The organism is Lysobacter sp. S4-A87 (assembly GCF_022637455.1).
Classification (GTDB): Bacteria; Pseudomonadota; Gammaproteobacteria; order Xanthomonadales; family Xanthomonadaceae; genus Lysobacter_J.
In genome coordinates this window covers 1,565,995-1,582,130 of sequence record NZ_CP093341.1, presented here as the reverse complement: position 1 = coordinate 1,582,130, position 16,136 = coordinate 1,565,995, and the positions used below count along the sequence as shown (strand labels likewise).

The 16,136-nt window shown below is 68.1% G+C and carries 16 protein-coding genes and 1 riboswitch; of the genes, 9 read left to right on the top strand and 7 right to left on the bottom strand.

Annotated elements, in window-relative coordinates:
* Positions 1 to 101: 101 nt before the first annotated feature.
* On the bottom strand, positions 102 to 1,031 hold the full coding sequence (locus MNR01_RS07210) for an Hsp33 family molecular chaperone HslO (protein WP_241920555.1): 930 nt from the start codon (positions 1,029 to 1,031) through the stop codon (positions 102 to 104).
* A 99-nt stretch (positions 1,032 to 1,130) separates the two neighbouring features.
* Here MNR01_RS07210 and mtgA point away from each other — a divergent pair, with 99 nt between their 5' ends.
* From mtgA to MNR01_RS07195, 3 genes are all read left to right on the top strand, one after another.
* Positions 1,131 to 1,889, top strand: a complete 759-nt coding sequence (gene mtgA, locus MNR01_RS07205) for a monofunctional biosynthetic peptidoglycan transglycosylase (RefSeq protein WP_241920239.1) — start codon at positions 1,131 to 1,133, stop codon at positions 1,887 to 1,889.
* 177 nt (positions 1,890 to 2,066) lie between these two features.
* The gene (locus tag MNR01_RS07200) at positions 2,067 to 3,086 is read left to right on the top strand and encodes a glycosyltransferase family 2 protein (protein WP_241920238.1); all 1,020 of its coding nucleotides are present in this window, start codon (positions 2,067 to 2,069) and stop codon (positions 3,084 to 3,086) included.
* Positions 3,046 to 3,474 (top strand): CBS domain-containing protein, encoded by a 429-nt coding sequence (locus MNR01_RS07195; protein WP_241920237.1) that lies wholly within the window; start codon positions 3,046 to 3,048, stop codon positions 3,472 to 3,474. The genes MNR01_RS07200 and MNR01_RS07195 overlap by 41 nt, the downstream gene beginning before the upstream one ends.
* A gap of 11 nt (positions 3,475 to 3,485) precedes the next feature.
* On the opposite strand, the gene MNR01_RS07190 is transcribed toward MNR01_RS07195, so the two are convergent.
* Positions 3,486 to 5,462 carry an AsmA family protein gene (locus MNR01_RS07190; RefSeq protein ID WP_241920236.1) on the bottom strand — a complete coding sequence of 659 codons (1,977 nt, stop codon included), beginning with the start codon at positions 5,460 to 5,462 and terminating at the stop codon, positions 3,486 to 3,488.
* Positions 5,463 to 5,615: 153 nt separating this feature from the next.
* Positions 5,616 to 6,314, bottom strand: a complete 699-nt coding sequence (locus MNR01_RS07185; protein WP_241920235.1) for a hemolysin III family protein — start codon at positions 6,312 to 6,314, stop codon at positions 5,616 to 5,618.
* 197 nt (positions 6,315 to 6,511) lie between these two features.
* Here MNR01_RS07185 and MNR01_RS07180 point away from each other — a divergent pair, with 197 nt between their 5' ends.
* Complete coding sequence (locus tag MNR01_RS07180; protein WP_241920234.1) at positions 6,512 to 7,135, top strand: sulfotransferase family 2 domain-containing protein; 624 nt, start codon at positions 6,512 to 6,514, stop codon at positions 7,133 to 7,135.
* A gap of 2 nt (positions 7,136 to 7,137) precedes the next feature.
* Positions 7,138 to 7,767, top strand: a complete 630-nt coding sequence (locus MNR01_RS07175; RefSeq protein ID WP_241920233.1) for an aspartyl/asparaginyl beta-hydroxylase domain-containing protein — start codon at positions 7,138 to 7,140, stop codon at positions 7,765 to 7,767.
* 7 nt (positions 7,768 to 7,774) lie between these two features.
* Here the strand turns inward: MNR01_RS07175 and MNR01_RS07170 are convergent, their stop codons facing one another.
* The 4 genes from MNR01_RS07170 to MNR01_RS07155 form a co-directional block, all read right to left on the bottom strand.
* On the bottom strand, positions 7,775 to 8,005 hold the full coding sequence (locus MNR01_RS07170) for a DUF1294 domain-containing protein (RefSeq protein WP_241920232.1): 231 nt from the start codon (positions 8,003 to 8,005) through the stop codon (positions 7,775 to 7,777).
* 48 nt (positions 8,006 to 8,053) lie between these two features.
* Positions 8,054 to 9,658 (bottom strand): peptide chain release factor 3, encoded by a 1,605-nt coding sequence (locus tag MNR01_RS07165; protein WP_241920231.1) that lies wholly within the window; start codon positions 9,656 to 9,658, stop codon positions 8,054 to 8,056.
* Positions 9,659 to 9,729: 71 nt separating this feature from the next.
* Entirely contained in the window at positions 9,730 to 10,662 is a 933-nt protein-coding gene (locus MNR01_RS07160; protein ID WP_241920230.1) for a M23 family metallopeptidase, read from the bottom strand.
* Positions 10,663 to 10,666: 4 nt separating this feature from the next.
* Complete coding sequence (locus MNR01_RS07155; RefSeq protein ID WP_241920229.1) at positions 10,667 to 11,788, bottom strand: phytase; 1,122 nt, start codon at positions 11,786 to 11,788, stop codon at positions 10,667 to 10,669.
* A gap of 118 nt (positions 11,789 to 11,906) precedes the next feature.
* Positions 11,907 to 12,039, top strand: a riboswitch (SAM riboswitch).
* A gap of 78 nt (positions 12,040 to 12,117) precedes the next feature.
* Between MNR01_RS07155 and MNR01_RS07150 the strand changes: the two genes are divergently transcribed.
* The 4 genes from MNR01_RS07150 to MNR01_RS07135 all read left to right on the top strand — a co-directional run bounded on the left by MNR01_RS07150 (position 12,118) and on the right by MNR01_RS07135 (position 16,131).
* The gene (locus MNR01_RS07150; protein ID WP_241920228.1) at positions 12,118 to 13,221 is read left to right on the top strand and encodes a homoserine O-succinyltransferase; all 1,104 of its coding nucleotides are present in this window, start codon (positions 12,118 to 12,120) and stop codon (positions 13,219 to 13,221) included.
* A complete protein-coding gene (locus MNR01_RS07145) occupies positions 13,218 to 14,408 on the top strand; it encodes an O-succinylhomoserine (thiol)-lyase (RefSeq protein WP_241920227.1) in 1,191 nt (396 codons plus the stop codon). Before MNR01_RS07150 ends, MNR01_RS07145 begins: the two co-directional genes overlap by 4 nt.
* Positions 14,405 to 15,505: a homoserine dehydrogenase gene (locus tag MNR01_RS07140; protein ID WP_241920226.1), complete on the top strand. Its 1,101-nt coding sequence runs from the start codon at positions 14,405 to 14,407 to the stop codon at positions 15,503 to 15,505. Before MNR01_RS07145 ends, MNR01_RS07140 begins: the two co-directional genes overlap by 4 nt.
* Before the next feature lie 80 nt (positions 15,506 to 15,585).
* Entirely contained in the window at positions 15,586 to 16,131 is a 546-nt protein-coding gene (locus MNR01_RS07135) for a peroxiredoxin (RefSeq protein WP_241920225.1), read from the top strand.
* The last annotated feature ends 5 nt before the right edge of the window (positions 16,132 to 16,136 follow it).

Genomic DNA, 16,136 nt, shown 5'->3' with positions numbered 1-16,136 from the left:
TGGTTACGACCGGGTAAACCCGGTGGAGTTCCCCTCTCCTTTGGACCGCGACTATAGACCGTTTATGTTTATTTAACAATTTCAGATGAAACCGAGACGGACTACTGAAGCCGTTCCGGGGCGGCCAGTTCAGCGGCTGCCACGGAGAACAAGCTAGCGATTTCCTCTTTGCCGAAACGGTAACTGTGTCCGCAAAACTCGCAACGGATATTGGCTTCGCCGCCGGCCGCGTCCGCCGCCGCTTCCGCCTCGTCCGCGCCAAGCGAGACCAGCATCGCCTCGACCCGCTCGCGTGAACATGAACAGGCAAACCGCAATGGCTTGCGGCCCAGCAGCTGCACCCCGTCCTCGTGGAACAAGCGGGTCAGAAGATCATCGGCGCTCCATTCCAGGAGCTCGCGTGGGCTGAGGGTGTCAAAGAGGGCACAGGCGCGTGCCCAGCCGTCGTCGTCGCCATCATCCCCCGGAAGCTTCTGCAGCATCAGTCCCGCTGCATGCCGTTCGTCGGTTGCCAGCAGGAGTCTCGTCGGCAACTGCTCGGACTGGCGGAAATAGCCTTCGAAGGCACCCGCCAGCGAATCCGACTCCAGCGCCACCAGGCCCTGGTAGCGGGTGGGGTCGCGGCCGTCGATCGAGGGGTTCTCGATGGTGATCGCCAGGACCGCATCGGGTCCCAGCTGGGTCAGGTCGCGCGAGACTTCGCCATCGTCGGCGAGCTGGGCGATGCCGCGCAGGGTCCCGGCGGCGGTGCATTCGGCGAACAGCGTGCGCAGCGCGCCATCGCCACGCAGTTGCACCGACAGGCGTCCGTCGACCTTGGCATGGCCGGTGAAGAGCGCGGCCGCCGCGGCCGCCTCGCCGAGCAGTTCGGCCGCGGCCAGTGGATACTCGGCGCGCTCGCGGATCTGGTGCCAGGTGTCCTGCAGGTGTACGCGCACACCGCGCACGCCGGCGCCTTCGATGAGGAATCGGGTCAACTGGTCGCGGTCGTTGCCGTCGGGGCGGGATTGCGTGCTGGCTTGGGTCATCATCGTGCTCGTGCTGCCGGCGCGCGGCATTGGCGGATAATGCACGCGACCGTGTGAAGGGTGACGAGACAAGATGGGGATGGAGATGGCGCAGTGCAAGGCATGACGGGGACCGAAGAAGCAGGCGGGCACACTGCCCAGACCGCAGCCGTTCCGGTCCGTCGTCGCCGTCGCTGGATTCGATGGCTGCTGGCGCTGCCGCTGCTGTTGCTGATCGGCAGCGTCGCGCAGGTGGCGGCATTGCGCTTCGTCGACCCGGCCTTCAGCGCCTTCATGCTGTCGCGGCAACTGGAGGCGTGGGGCGATGGCGAGTGGTCGTTCCGCATCGCCTACGACTGGCGCGACCTCGACGACATCTCGCCCAACCTCCCGCTCGCGCTGGTGGCCTCGGAAGACCAGAACTTCGCCGAGCATTTCGGTTTCGACCTGAAGGCGATAGAGAAGGCGCGCAAGAACAACGCGCGTGGCCGCAAGGTCCGCGGCGGCAGCACCATCAGCCAGCAGACCGCCAAGAACCTGTTCCTGTGGAGCGGCCGCAGCTATGTGCGCAAGGGCATCGAGGCCTGGTACACGCTGCTGATCGAGGCCCTGTGGCCCAAGCACCGGATCATCGAGGTCTACGCCAACATCGCCGAGTTCGGCGATGGGGTGTACGGCGCGCAGGCCGCGGCGCGGACCTATTTCCGCAAGGATGCCAGCCAGCTGGCGCCGTCCGAGGCGGCGCGCCTGGCCGCGGTGCTGCCGAGCCCGCGCCGCTACAGCGTGGTCAAGCCGGGGCCCTACGTGCAAAGACGCTCGCAGGCGATCCAGCGGCAGATGCGTTACATCGGCGGAACCGAGTACCTCAAGCGCCTTGAGTAGCGGCGGTGAGGTTCGGTGTGGCGCCGGGCTCCGGGGTGGCGCCGGGCTTCGGGGTTGGGTTTCGGGTTTCGGGCCGGCGGACGGCGCTTCGGCGAGTGGCTGCACGGACTTCGAAGTGCAACGTCCTTGGATTCCCGCCTGCGCGGGAATGACGGGCGACGGGCTACTATTCGCGGCATGAGCGAACGCCTGACCATCGTCATTGCCGCCTTCAACGAGGCCGACAACCTGCCGTTGCTGCATCCGCGCATCGCCGCGGTGCTCGATCCGCTGGCACACGATCTCGATGCGCAGGTGCTGTACGTCGACGACGGCAGCAACGACGGCACCTGGCCGGTGATGCTGCAGCTGGCGGCGGCCGACCGCCGTGTCGCCGTGCTGCGGCTGTCGCGCAACTTCGGCAAGGAGCTGGCCCTGACGGCCGGGCTCGACCGCGTCGAGGAGGGCGGCGCGCTGATCCTCGATGCCGACGGCCAGGATCCGCCGGAGCTGATCCCCCAGTTCGTCGCGAAGTGGCGCGAGGGCTATGACGATGTCCACGGCACGCGCCTGGAGCGCGAGGGTGAAGGCTGGATCAAGCGCAGCACCGCGCATGCCTTCTATCGCGTGATCGGCCGGCTGTCGCGCACGCCCATCCCGGCCGACACCGGCGACTTCCGCTTGCTCTCGCCGCGGGCCCTGTCGGCCCTGCGCCAGCTGCGCGAGCGCCACCGCTTCATGAAGGGGCTGTTCGGCTGGGTTGGCTTCAACAGCGTCGCCATCCCCTATCACCGCGCGCCGCGCGCCGCCGGGCACAGCAAGTTCAACTTCTGGCGGCTGTGGAACCTGGCGCTGGAAGGCATCACCAGCTTTTCCACCGCGCCGCTGCGCCTGGCCACCTACCTGGGGCTGCTGACAGCGCTGACGGCCTTCGTCTATGGCACCGCCGTGATCGTGAAGGCGCTGTTCTGGGGCGACGCGGTGGCCGGCTGGCCGACGATGATGTCGGTGATCCTGTTCCTGGGCGGCGTCCAGCTGATCGCGCTGGGCGTGATCGGTGAGTACCTGGGCCGCCTCTACGACGAATCCAAGCAGCGGCCGCTATACCTCGTCGACACCTGGCAGCCGGCGGCAGGAGTATCCTCGGGGCAAGCCCCGCTTGCGGAAGGAGACGGCCATGCGCACCGTACGACAACTGCTAGAAGCCAAAGCGCCTGAGATCTTCGCGATCGGCCCGGACGCGCCGGTGATCGAAGCGATCCGGTTGATGGCCGAGAAGCGGATCGGTGCCGTGCTCGTGATCGAAGCCGGGCACCTGGTAGGCATCCTTTCCGAGCGCGACTACGCGCGCAAGATCGTCCTGCAGGGGCGTTCCTCGGCCGACACGCCGGTGCGCACGATCATGACCAGCCAGGTGCTCACGGTTGCCCTCACCGACACCGCCGAGCATTGCATGCAGATGGTCACCGACCGCCGCATCCGCCACCTGCCGGTGCTGCACAACGGCGAGGTGCTTGGCGTGGTCTCGATTGGCGACCTGGTCAAGGCGGTGATCGAGGACCAGCAGATCGAACTCGACCAGCTGCAGCGGTACATCGCGAGCTGAGCCGCGCCGCGCTACTTCGCGTAGCGACCGCCGCAACCGGAGTCTTCGCCTGGACCTGTTTCCAGCGTCGCCAGCAACGCTGCGGGCGGCGTGATCGTGGCCAGGGTCAATGCAATCGCGCCACGCAGGCCGACCTTGACCAGGTCCGGATGCACCCTGGGCTGGCGGAATCTGCCGTCGACCTTCAGCGGCGTGCGGAAGGCGAGCAGGCTGCGGTCCTTCGGTCGCGGGCGGATGGTCAGGTCCAGCGTCTCCTTGCCCAGGTTGATCGTGCCCGAGCCGAGCAGGATGGTGTCGGTGGTGTCGAAGGCGAACGAGCGCGCGGTCATCACGCCGTCATCGACAGCGAAATCGGCGAAGCCGCAGCGCACCGGGATCAGGCGATCGCCGGAGAGCTTGAACTTGATCATCTCGGCCAGGTCGATGCCGGCCATCTCCATCAGCAGGTTGCTGATCTTGCCGCGACCCATGCCGAGCAGCACGCTGCCGTCGCTGCTGCCGAGCATGCGCGCCACCGAGTTGCCGGCGCCGGTGATGTTGACCTTGCCGCCGATCTTGCCGATCGCGTTCTGCGCCAGCTTCACCTCGGGCATCAGCTTGGCGAGGTTGAGCCCGGCCGCGTCGATGTCGGCGCGCGTGGTGATGGTGCTGGTGCGCGCGTCCATGCGGATGGTGGAGCGTATCTCGCCGTCGGCGACGCCGAAGTTGAGCGGTTGCAGGCGCAGCAGACCGCCTTCGAGCAGCAGGTGCGCGTCCATGTCGTCCAGCGGCAGGCGCGGGGCGTTGATGTGCGTGGCACGCAGGCGGACATCGGCGTCCATGGCGCGCAGCTTTTCCAGTTCGTAGGGCTTGTCGGGAATCAGCCGGGCACTGACTTCGCGGCTGGCCGCCTTGGCCGCCTGCTCGGGATTGGCGGTTTCACCGCGGCCGGCCTGCGGCGTGCCGCCGACGAAGCCGGCCAGGTCGTCGAAGTCCAGGCGCTGCGAACGCAGGTCGGCACGCAGGTACGGGCGGGCGCGCCCGGTTTCGACGCTGGCATCGCCATGCATGTCGCTGTCGCCGATCCGGCCGGTGAAGCCACGGTAGTGCCAGGTGTTTCCCTCGCGACTGAAGCGGCCATCGAGCGAGTAAGGCGGTGTGGTCGGTATGGCCAGGCCGAGCAGCGGATAGAGATCGGCCATGTCGCGCCCCGACAGTGCCATGCGCAGGTTGAAGCCGGTCAGGCGCAATGGGTCGAGCAGGGTGCCGCGGGCATGCGCGTGGGTCGCGCCGGCGGAGGCGCGCACGTCGATCTGGTAGGGCGCGTCGCGATCGCGCAACAGCAGCGGCGAGGCGGCATTGCCGCGCAGGCGGAACGCACTGCCGCGCCACTGCCCGCCGCCGACGACGGCAACCGGTGCGGCCTGGGCGTTGTCCGGCAAGGCGTAGCTGCTGACGCCGATGCGGATGTCGGTGCGCTTGCGACGGTCGAGGAAGCGCAGCTGGCCCTGGCCGATGCTGACGCGACGGAACTGCATGTCGGTCTGCCCCGGTTTGCCAAACACCCAGTTGCCTTCACCGCCACGCGGGTTGGTTTCCAGCAGCAGGCGCGGCTGGTCCAGTGTGATCTGCGGCAGCAGCACCTGGCCGTGAAGCAGCGGGCGCAGGGCGATGTCGAGCTCGGCACGACGGGCATCGGCCATGACCGGCTGGCGCGACCAGGCGGCGTTGCCGAAGCTCACCGACTCGGCACTGATCCGTGGCGTCCAGCCCAGGTCGACATCGAGATCGCCGCGGATGTGGAATTCGCGGCCGGTACGCGCCTGCACCTGGCGCTCGATCGGGCCGCGGAACCAGTTCCAGTCCCAGACCAGGATCAGCACCACGATCGCCAGCGCCAGCAGTGCAAGCAGGCTCCACAGCCGATGGCGCAGCGGCCAAGGTCGGCCTGCATCCGGCGTGGCCGTCCCGTCGCTGCTGTTGCCGGTGGTGCGCCCAGGCCAGCGCATGCGTCAGCGACGCTTGCCGCGGTCAGCGGCAATGGCCACGTGCACGTTCACTGGCAGCGCGTTTGGTGCCGGCACGAGTTTCACTCCCTGCATGGATACGGCCCCACCTTCGATGGGCACCGGTCAAGCGGGGGTGAACGCGTTGTGAGCAGTTCAGCTGGCCATCACCTGCGTGGGCGATACGACCTGCGCCATCACGGCGACGTAATGGCAGACGCTGCCGGCGACCACGAACAGGTGCCAGATCGCGTGCGAATAGGGCAGCGACGGCCGGTGATAGAACACGGTGCCCAGCGTGTAGAAGACACCGCCGGCGAACAGCCAGCCGATGGTCCAGGCGTCGAGCGCGCCCAGCAACGGCTCGATTGCAACGACCACCAGCCAGCCCATCGCGATGTAGATGCCGGTCGACAGCAGTTTGAAACGACCGGTGTAGAACAGCTTGAACACCACGCCCGCCAGCGCCAGCGTCCAGATCGCCGCGAACAGGCTCCAGCCCCACGGACCGCGCAGGCCGATCAGGGTGAAGGGCGTGTAGGTGCCGGCGATCAGCAGGTAGATCGCGCAGTGGTCGAACACCTTCAGCCGCGCTTTGGCGACCGGATGCTGGATCGCGTGATAGAGGGTCGAGGCCAGGTAGAGCAGCAGCAGGCTGATGCCGAAGACGATCGCGCCGGCGAGTTGCCAGCCGTCGCCGAACAACGCGGCCAGCGTGATCAGGACCGCGCCGCCGGCAAGCGCGGCGGTGGCGCCGAGCCCGTGGGTGAGCGCGCTGTAGAACTCTTCGCGCAGCGAAGTAGTGCCGCGCGTGGCGGGAGCGGAGCCGTCGTTGACGGAGCGTGCGGTGGGCATGGCCCCAGCATCCTAGCGCAGGTTGGAGCAAATGCTCTGAAGGGGGCGGGCGCGGCGTGACCGGGTTGGCAGGTAGCCCGGGTAAGCGAAGCGCACCCGGGGTCGGCGGTCCCCCAAGTCCCCGGGTGCGCTTCGCTTACCCGGGCTACGGGGAGCGCATCGCACTATGATTCGCCAGTCGCCCCAGACTTCCTTCGATGATCATTTCCCACCAGCACCGCTTCGTGTTCGCTGCAATCCCCAAGACCGGCACCCATTCGGTGCGGCAGGCGCTGCGCGAGCACATGAGCGAAGCGGACCTGGAGCAGGTCGGCCTGTTCGTCAACAAGCGCTTCCCGTTCGAGGAGCTGGCGGCGATCAGGCACGGCCACATCACCCTCGACCAGATCCGGCCCTTCCTGGGCGAGACGGCGTTCGCGGGGTATTGCAAGTTCGCGTTCGTGCGCAACCCGTTCGACCGCTTCGTTTCCTATTGCGCATTCATGACCCGTGCCGACGGCGCCTTCCTCAGCAACCCGCAGCAGGTGATGCGTTACCTGTTGTTCGAGGCGCCGCCGACGCAGCACATCCTGTTCCAGCCGCAGCACACCTTCGTCACCGACGGCGACGGCCAGCTGCTGGCCGACCAGATCGGCCGCGTCGAGGACATGCAGGGCTCGTACGACGCCATCTGCGAGCGCATCGGCATCGCCTCGACGCCACTGGGCCAGGTCAACAGTTCGCGCCGCGGCAGCTACCGGGACTACTATGACCAGGCGCTGATCGATGGCGTCGCCGCGTACTACCGGCGTGACCTGGAACTTTTCGGATACGAGTTCTGACCATGCAGTCGCCCGCCGTGTCGCCAGTGGCCATCCAGCCCAACCCGCGCAAGACGACGTCGGTGCGCGCGCTGGGCCAGGTCGACATCGCCCGCCTGCGCGAAGCGGTGCTGGCCATTCCCGATGCCTTGTGGGATGCCGAGAACGCCGACAAGCCCAATCGCTTCGAGGCACTGGACCGCACCCGCCACATCGTTTTCCGCTTCGTCAGCGATTTCCAGGACTGGCGTGGTTCCTATGACCGGCCGCTGTGGGCGCAATGGCGCGAGCTGCTCGAGCCGGTGCTGGCGCAGGCCGTGGCGCCGTACGCTTATGCCCGTGCGGAGTTTCCGCGGGTGATGCTGGCGCGGATGGCGCCGGGCGGTGTGATCAAGCCGCACCGCGATACGAATCCGGCGGCGAAGTGGCCGCACAAGATCCATGTGCCGCTGTTGACCAATGAGCAGGTGACGTTCTTCATCGATGGGGTCGGTTACCACTTCGGTGAGGGCGAGGCGGTGGAGGTCAGCAACATGGCGGTGCATGCGGTCGAGAATGCGGGGGCGACCGATCGTATCCATCTGATCTTCGAGTACTTCGATCTGGATCAGGCGGCGCCGGAGTGGGTGGGGACGTTGCCGGCGCGCACGTGATCGGCAGTCAACGCGTGAGCGCGACCAGTGCGATGGCCGCGCTCAGCTGCGCGACAATCACCAGCGCCAGCCATTTGCGGAAGCTTTGCTTGGCGGTCTTGTGGCGGAACAGCCACATCGCCAGCAGTGCGCCGGGTGTGCCCCCGCAAAGGGCCATTCCGAGCAGGGTGCGTTCGGGGATTCGCCGGCGGCGGCCGCCGGCGATGGCTTTGTCGTAGCCGTAAACGAGCACGGTCACGGCATTGAACGCCAGTAACCACGCTGCCCAGGCCGGCACCGCGCGACCTCAGTCGATCGCGGTGGCGTGCGCGTGCTCGCGCGTGGCCATGAACGTCACGTCCGGTGCGCGTTCCTGCGCGAGCTGCAGGTTGACCCGCGTCGGCGCCAGGTAGACCAGCTGGCCGGCGGCGTCGATGGCCAGGTTCATCGCGTTCTTGTCGCGGAACTCTTCCAGCTTCTTGTCGTTGTCGCAGCGGATCCAGCGCGCCGTGGAGACGGCGACCTGCTCGAAGCTGGCGTCGACGCCGTACTCGTCCTTGAGGCGGTAGGCGACCACGTCGAACTGCAACACGCCGACCGCGCCGAGGATGAGGTCGTTGCTCATCAGCGGGCGGAAGAACTGGGTGGCACCTTCCTCCGACAACTGCGCCAGGCCCTTCTGCAGCTGCTTGAGCTTGAGTGGGTCACGCAGGCGGGCGCGGCGGAACAGCTCCGGGGCGAAGTTGGGGATGCCGGTGAAATTCAGCGCCTCGCCTTCGGTGAAGCTGTCGCCGATCGAGATGGTGCCGTGGTTGTGGATGCCGATCACGTCGCCCGGGAATGCGCTCTCGGCGATCTCGCGGTCGGAGGCCATGAAGGTCAGCGCGTTGGCAAGCTTGACCTCTTTGCCGGTGCGCACGTGGAAGGCCTTCATGCCGGCGTGGAATGCACCCGAGCACACGCGCATGAACGCGACGCGGTCGCGGTGCTGCGGGTCCATGTTGGCCTGGATCTTGAACACGAAGCCGGTCAGCTTGGGCTCGTAGGCGCCGACTTCGCGACCGGTGGTCTCGCGCGGCTTGGGCGAGGGCGCCTGCTCGACGAAGAAGTCCAGCAGCAGCTGCACGCCGAAGTTGTTGACCGCCGAACCGAAGAACACCGGCGTCTGCTCGCCCGACAGGTACTTGGCCGGGTCGAACGGATGCGAAGCACCTTCGACCAGCTCGAGCTCGTCGCGCAGCTCCTTGAGCATGTTCTCGCCGATGCGCTCGGCCAGGGCCGGGTCGTCGATCGAGGCGAAGATCGTGGAGTCCTGGCGGGTGAAGTTGCGGCCCTGCTCGTACAGGTGCACTTCGCCGGTGACCAGGTGGACCACGCCCTTCAGGCGCTGTCCCATGCCGATCGGCCAGGTGATGGGCGCGCACTGGATGCCCAGCACCGACTCGACTTCATCGAGCAGGTCGATGGGGTTCTTGCCCTCGCGGTCGAGCTTGTTGATGAAGGTCATGATCGGCGTGTCGCGCAGGCGGCACACCTCCATCAGCTTGATCGTGCGCTCCTCGACGCCCTTGGCCACGTCGATGACCATCAGCGCCGAGTCGACCGCGGTCAGCACGCGGTAGGTGTCCTCGCCGAAGTCGGCGTGGCCGGGGGTGTCGAGCAGGTTGACGATGCGGCCCTCGTAGGGGAACTGCATCACCGAGCTGGTCACCGAGATGCCGCGTTCCTTTTCCAGCGCCATCCAGTCCGACGTGGCATGGCGCGCGGCCTTGCGGCCCTTGACCGAGCCGGCCATCTGGATGGCACCGCCGAACAGCAGCAGCTTTTCGGTCAGCGTGGTCTTGCCCGCGTCGGGATGCGAAATGATCGCGAACGTGCGGCGGCGGGCGGCTTCGAGGGAAACGTCGGACATGGCGGCGGCGGGCGGGTCGGGCGACCGGTCCGCGAATGGGGAAGCGGGTGAGGGGGGCGATTATACGCGGCCTACAGGCCGCCCCGGCCCCCGGAAATCCGCAGTGGACCCGTCGGTCCCTGCATCCTGAACGGAATCGACTCCAGGCGCATGCCCCGGTTCACCTGCACTGCGAAGTGCAGGTGGGGGCCGGTGGTGAAGCCGGTATTGCCGGACAGGCCGATCTGCTGGCCGGCGCGGACGCGCTGGCCGACCCGCACCAGCACGCCGTCGTCGGCCTTGAGGTGGCCGTACAGGGTCATGCTGCCGTCGTCGTGGAGGATGCGCACGAAGTTGGCGCGGCCGCCGAAGCGTTCGAGGTTGAGGCCGGCCTTGTCGAAGTCCGACTCGACCTGCATCACCACGCCCCCGCGCGCGGCCAGCACCGGCGTGCCGATGGCCGCAGCGAAGTCGACCGCGTAGCGGCTCTGCCCATCGTTGTGGCTGAAGTGGCCGCCGTAGCCCTGGTCGATGCGGAACGCCTCCTGTTGCAACGGCAGCACGTAGTCGACGTTCTGCGGTCGCGCGCTGGGGTCACCAGGCAGGCTTTCCATCTGCAGTTCGAAGCCGAAGCCGCGCTCCGGGTCGGCCGATTGCAGCACGGCCACCAGCGCGCTGCCGCGCGCGGCCACCGTCGCGCGGGCCGGGAGCAAGGGCCGTCCGACCACGTTGTCGCTGCGGCTGAAATCGAGTTGCACCTCGATCGGCCCCGACAGGCGGTTGTCGGCAAACGCCAGGTAGCGGTCGCCGTCGTTCTCGATGCGCAGGCGCGCGATCGCGCTGGGTTCGGTGTACACGGGGATCGCGCGCACCTGCGTCGTGGACGCATCGGGCACGTGGTCGCCGTAATGGGTGATGCCGTTGCTGTCGGTCCAGCGATAGACCTTGGCCGCGCCCGCGGCGAACGCGACCAGCACCGTCGCGATGCCGATCGTTGCTGCTGCCAGGTGGCGCCTGGTGGCCATGGCGCTAGCGGGTGCAGTCCGCCGACAGGCCCAGCACGCGCACGACCTCGGACAGATCGAACGCTGTCACCGACTTGTCGTCGTGCACGGCGAACAGCGCCCCATTCGGGAACGCCGCGGTGGAGGCAGCGTGCAGGGCGACGCCGTCGGTGTGCGCGGTGACTTCACCCTCGAAGCTGCCGCGCGGTGCCAGCGTGGTCCGGTCGAACAGGTGGAAAACCGTCAGCGGTGCCAGCTGGTCGACGGCGATCCAGTAGCCGCCGCCGTTGGCGCACGTCCACAGGGCCACGCCTTCGGCTTCGGCGGCGAAGCTGTCCTGCGGCAGGCTGCGGCCGGTGTACTTGCCGCTGAAGCTGTACTCGCGCAGGGTCGATTCGTGGCGACGGTCTTCATCGGCGACCAGCAGGCGGTCATTGCCCGGGTCGCCGGCGATCGACTCGACCATGCGCAGGCCGGCGGCCTCGCTGGTATCGCCGAACGAACCGCCATAGCTGCTGCGCAGGCGGCCGGCCTGGTCGAACTGCACGCGGTAGCGGCGCACGCGCTGGTCGAGTTCGGGCAGCGGCGGCACTTCGTCGAACTTCTTGCCGTACATGAAGCTGTCGGTGACATACACCTCCAGCTCGCCCGGCTCGGTCTCGGTCAGCCAGATGCCATAGGGGCTGCGAAGTTCCTTGTCGCCGAAAATGCCCAGCGGCTTGAAGTCGGGCAGGGTGAACACCTGCACGCGGTGGTTGTCGCGCTCGACCACGAACAGGTAGTCGCCGTAGACGGCGACGCCGTTCGGGCGGTCGAACTCGCCCGGTGCCTTGCCTTCGTTGCCGACCTCGCGCAGGCGCTTGCCGGTGTCGGCATCGAACACCACCAGTCGGTGGGTCGATTTGGCCGTCGCGATCAGCAGCGTACGCCCGTCCTCGCTGGTCCAGGTGGCGAGCGAGTCGAGTTCGTCCTGCGGGCTTTCGGCCGATACATAGCGCTCGAACACGGTCTGTACCGCCGGCGCCACGGCCGGAGCGGCAGCAGCCTCCTGCGCCGGCGCGGCGGCCGGGCGGGTGGTGGAACAGGCGGAGATGAGGCTCGCCAGCATGACTGCGGTGGCGACGGGGGGAAGGAGGCGTGGCGTCATGGACGAAGTGTATTCGCGTGGCCTTAACAATGTGGCGCCAAGACGTGACCGAAATAATAAATCGCTATATGCGGATAGAGCGATTGACACTCGCCGGCAGACGCTGGCAGACTGCGGCCATCCATCGAGACCGGCAGAGGGACAGGCCCTTTGAAGCCGGGGCAACCCAACCCACCACCCCAGGCAATGGGGCAGTGAGGTGAAGGTGCCAATTCCTGCGACAGGCGTCCGCGCCGGTCGGAAGATGGTTGTGAGTGCGCCCCGCCGATCGCTGGCCGGGTGCACCGCGACTCGCAGGCTCGATGGCCCCGTCACTTCGGATGCACGCCATGAGTCTTGCCAACACCCCCGCCGCCGCCGCCCATGACCACAGTGGCCACAGCGCCCATGACGCAGCAGCCACGCTGGATGCGATCGCCCACGCCACCGCATGGGTGAAAGGCGCGGGTGCTCCCGCCGTTGCCGCAGAGCGCGGCGATTGCACGATCGAGCTGCCGCTGCTGCATGCCGGACGCCAGCGCGTGACGCTGCGTTACGAGATCCTCGGTGATCGCGCGCTGCCGGCGGTGTTCGTTGCCGGCGGCATCTCCGCGCATCGCCATGTCGCTGCCAGCCATGCCTTCGGCGAGAACGGCTGGTGGCAGGCCCAGGTCGGCGAAGGTCGCACGATCGATCCGCGCCAGCTTTGCGTGGTGGCCTTCGACTGGCTCGGCGCCGATGGCAGCCTCGATGCGCCGATCGACCCGGCCGACCAGGCCGACGCGATCGCCGCGTTGCTGGACGTGCTTGCCATCGACCGCCTGCAGGCATTCGTCGGCTGTTCGTACGGCGCGATGGTCGGCCTGCAGTTCGCCGTCCGCCATGGCGAGCGCCTGCAGCAGCTCGTCGCCATCAGCGGTGTCCACCGCGCCCATCCCTATGCCAGCGCCTGGCGTGCATTGCAGCGCCGCGCGGTCGCGCTCGGCGCGCTGCAGTGCGACGAAACCCATGGCCTCGCGCTGGCACGCCAGCTGGCTATCCTCAGCTACCGCACCCCCGAGGAGTTCGCTGCGCGATTCGAAGCCGCCCAGGTCAGCGACGGCCGGGTCCGTGTCGGGGCCGAGGACTACCTCGACCATTGCGGCGCGACCTACGTCGAGCGCACCTCGCCGACGGCCTACCTGCGCCTGTCGGAATCCATCGACCTGCAGGCCGTCGACCCGGGCGCGATCCGCTTGCCGGTGACGGTGGTCGCGGTTGCCGAGGATCGCCTGGTGCCGCTGCCGGATGCCTACGACCTGGTCGAGCGCCTGCGCGGCGAAACCCGCCTGCGCGTGCTGCGATCGCTCTATGGCCACGATGCCTTCCTCAAGGAGGAAGCCGAGGTCGCCGCGGTCCTGCGCGAGGCGCTTGAAGACTGTGTCGCCGATGCACGCACGGAGGTGCTGGCATGAGCACGCGCAACCGCTGTACCGCCGCCGTCCGCGCCGGCATCGACCGCGATACCGCATTCGGCGCGGTCACGCCCCCGATCGTGCTGTCGTCGAACTTCAGCTTTGCCGGCTTCAACGAGAAGCGGCAGTACGACTACACCCGCAGCGGCAACCCGACCCGCGACCTGCTCGCCGACGCGCTGAGCGAACTGGAAGGCGGCGCCGGCGGTGTCGTCACCGCCACCGGCATGGGCGCGATCACGCTGTTGCTGCACGCGCTGCTCAAGCCCGGCGACCGCCTGGTGGTGCCGCACGATGGTTACGGTGGCAGCTGGCGCCTGTTCAACGCGCTGGCAGCGAAGGGCGCCTTCGAGCTCATCACCGCCGACCTCACCGATCCGCGCTCGCTGACCGATGCGCTGGCCACCGACCCGACCGTGGTCTGGATCGAAACGCCCTCGAACCCGTTGCTGCGCATCACCGACCTGCGCTTCGTGATCGAAGCCGCGCAGGCCAAGGGCGCGCTGACCGTGGTCGACAACACCTTCCTGTCGCCGGCGCTGCAGCAGCCGCTGACGTTCGGTGCCGACTTCGTCCTGCATTCGACCACCAAGTACATCAATGGTCACAGCGACGTGGTTGGTGGCGCGGTCGTCGCGCGCGATGCCCAGCAGCACCAGCAGCTGGTCTGGTGGGCGAACGCGCTTGGCCTGACCGGCTCGCCGTTTGACAGCTTCCTGACCCTGCGCGGCCTGCGCACGCTCGATGCACGCCTGCGCGTGCACCAGGAGAACACCGAAGCCGTGGTTGCGCTGCTCGACGGCCATCCGGCGGTGCGCACCGTGCATTACCCGGGGCTGGAGTCGCATCCCGGCCACGCCCTGGCGGCGCGGCAGCAGCTTGGCTTCGGCGCGATGCTGAGCGTGGAGCTGGAAGGCGGCGAGGCGGCCGTGCGTGCGTTCGTCGACGGACTGGAGTGCTTCACTCTCGCCGAGTCGCTCGGCGGCGTTGAAAGCCTGATCGCGCACCCGGCGACGATGACGCATGCGGCGATGTCGGCCGAGGCGCGCGCTGCCGCCGGCATCGGCGATGGCCTGCTGCGCCTGTCGATCGGCATCGAGCACGCCGACGACCTGGTCGCCGACATCGAGGCCGCGCTCGCCCGTGCCGGGACTGCCGTTGCCACGGCTGAGCGCGCCAAACGATGAGTGCCGCCGCGCTCGACGTCGCCCGCGCCGTCGCCGCGCAACCGCGCCATGCGCCGGCGCGCGTGGCCTTGCTCGGCACCGGCACGGTCGGCAGCGCAGTGCTGGCACGGCTGGCGTCGTGGCAGGGAAACAGCCTTGGCCAGCGGCTGCAGCTGGTGCACGTCGCCAACTCGCGCAAGGCGGCCAGCGACCGGTCCGGCCTGGCGCCCGCCGAGGCGGCGCAGCGGCTGGCGCTGGCGCCGCAACGCAGCTCGCTTGAGACGATCGACGCCGCGCTGAAAGGCGATGGCGCCCGCATCGTCATCGATGCAACGGCCAGCGAGGTCGTCGCCGAGCGCCACGCCCACTGGCTGCAGCAGGGAATCCACGTCGCCACCGCCTGCAAGATCGGGCAGGGCACCTCGCTCTCGCGCTGGCGATCGATCCGCGCCGCCGCGGCGATCGGCGATGCCGGTTACGGCGACAGCGCCACGGTCGGCGCGGGGCTTCCGCTGTTGCGGACGCTGCGCGAGTTGCAGGCGGGCGGCGATCGCATCCACTCCATTGCCGGCGTGCTGTCCGGATCGCTGGCCTGGCTGTTCAACCACTACGACGGCATGCGGCCGTTTTCCGCGCTGGTACGGCAGGCGCGCGATGCCGGCTACACCGAACCTGACCCACGCGACGACCTCTCCGGCGAAGACGTGCGGCGCAAGCTGCTGATCCTCGCCCGCAGCGCCGGTGTCGAACTCGATGCCGGTGATGTCGAGGTCACCTCGCTGGTGCCGCCGGAACTGGCGGTGCTGTCGCGCGATGCGCTCGATGCCGCCTTGCCGGCGCTCGACGTGCCACTGCGCGACCGTTACGCCAGCGCCTACAAGCGGCACGAGAAGTTGCGCTTCATCGCCCGGCTGCAGGATGGCGTCGCGCGGGTCGGCCTGGAGTCGCTGCCGGCCGACCATCCGCTTGCCGGCGGTGCCGGCACCGACAATCGCGTGGCGATCTGGTCGGACCGCTATTGCGACCAGCCGCTGGTGATCCAGGGGCCGGGAGCAGGCGCCGAGGTCACCGCAGCAGGGCTGCTCGACGACGCGCTGCGGTTGTGCAATCACACGTAGCCCGGGCTACGGGTTACGTGGTGGGCTTTTTAACCTTTGGGGCCTTATCGTATGCCGCACCCGCCACCCGGACGTCCGCCATGAACTCCCTGCTCAAGCTGTCCGTCGCCGGCTTCATCGCCGCCGTCGCTGTTGCCGCACCGTCCTACGCCGCCCTCAAGGAAGGCGCCAAGGCTCCCGATTTCAGCGCCCCGGCCTACCTCGCCGGTGAGCCCTTCACCTTCAAGCTCGCCGACGCCCTGAAGAAGGGCCCGGTGGTCGTGTACTTCTTCCCGGCCGCGCACACGCCAGGCTGCAACCTCGAGGCGCATTTGTTCTCCGAGGCAGCCGATCAGTTCAAGAATCAGGGCGCGACCCTGATCGGCGTCACCGCCGGCAACACCAGCGAACTGGCGGCGTTCTCCAAGGAAACCGAACACTGCGGCGGCAAGTTCCCCGTTGCTGCCGACAACGGCGCCAAGATCGCCAAGCAGTACGACGCGATCCTCGCGCAGAAGCCGGAATGGTCGGACCGTACGTCGTACGTGATCTCGCAGCAGGGCACCATCGTGCATGCCTATTCGGAGCTCAATCCGAACCAGCACGTCAAGGAAACCCTCGACGCCGTGAAGGCGCTCAAGAAGTAACCGCC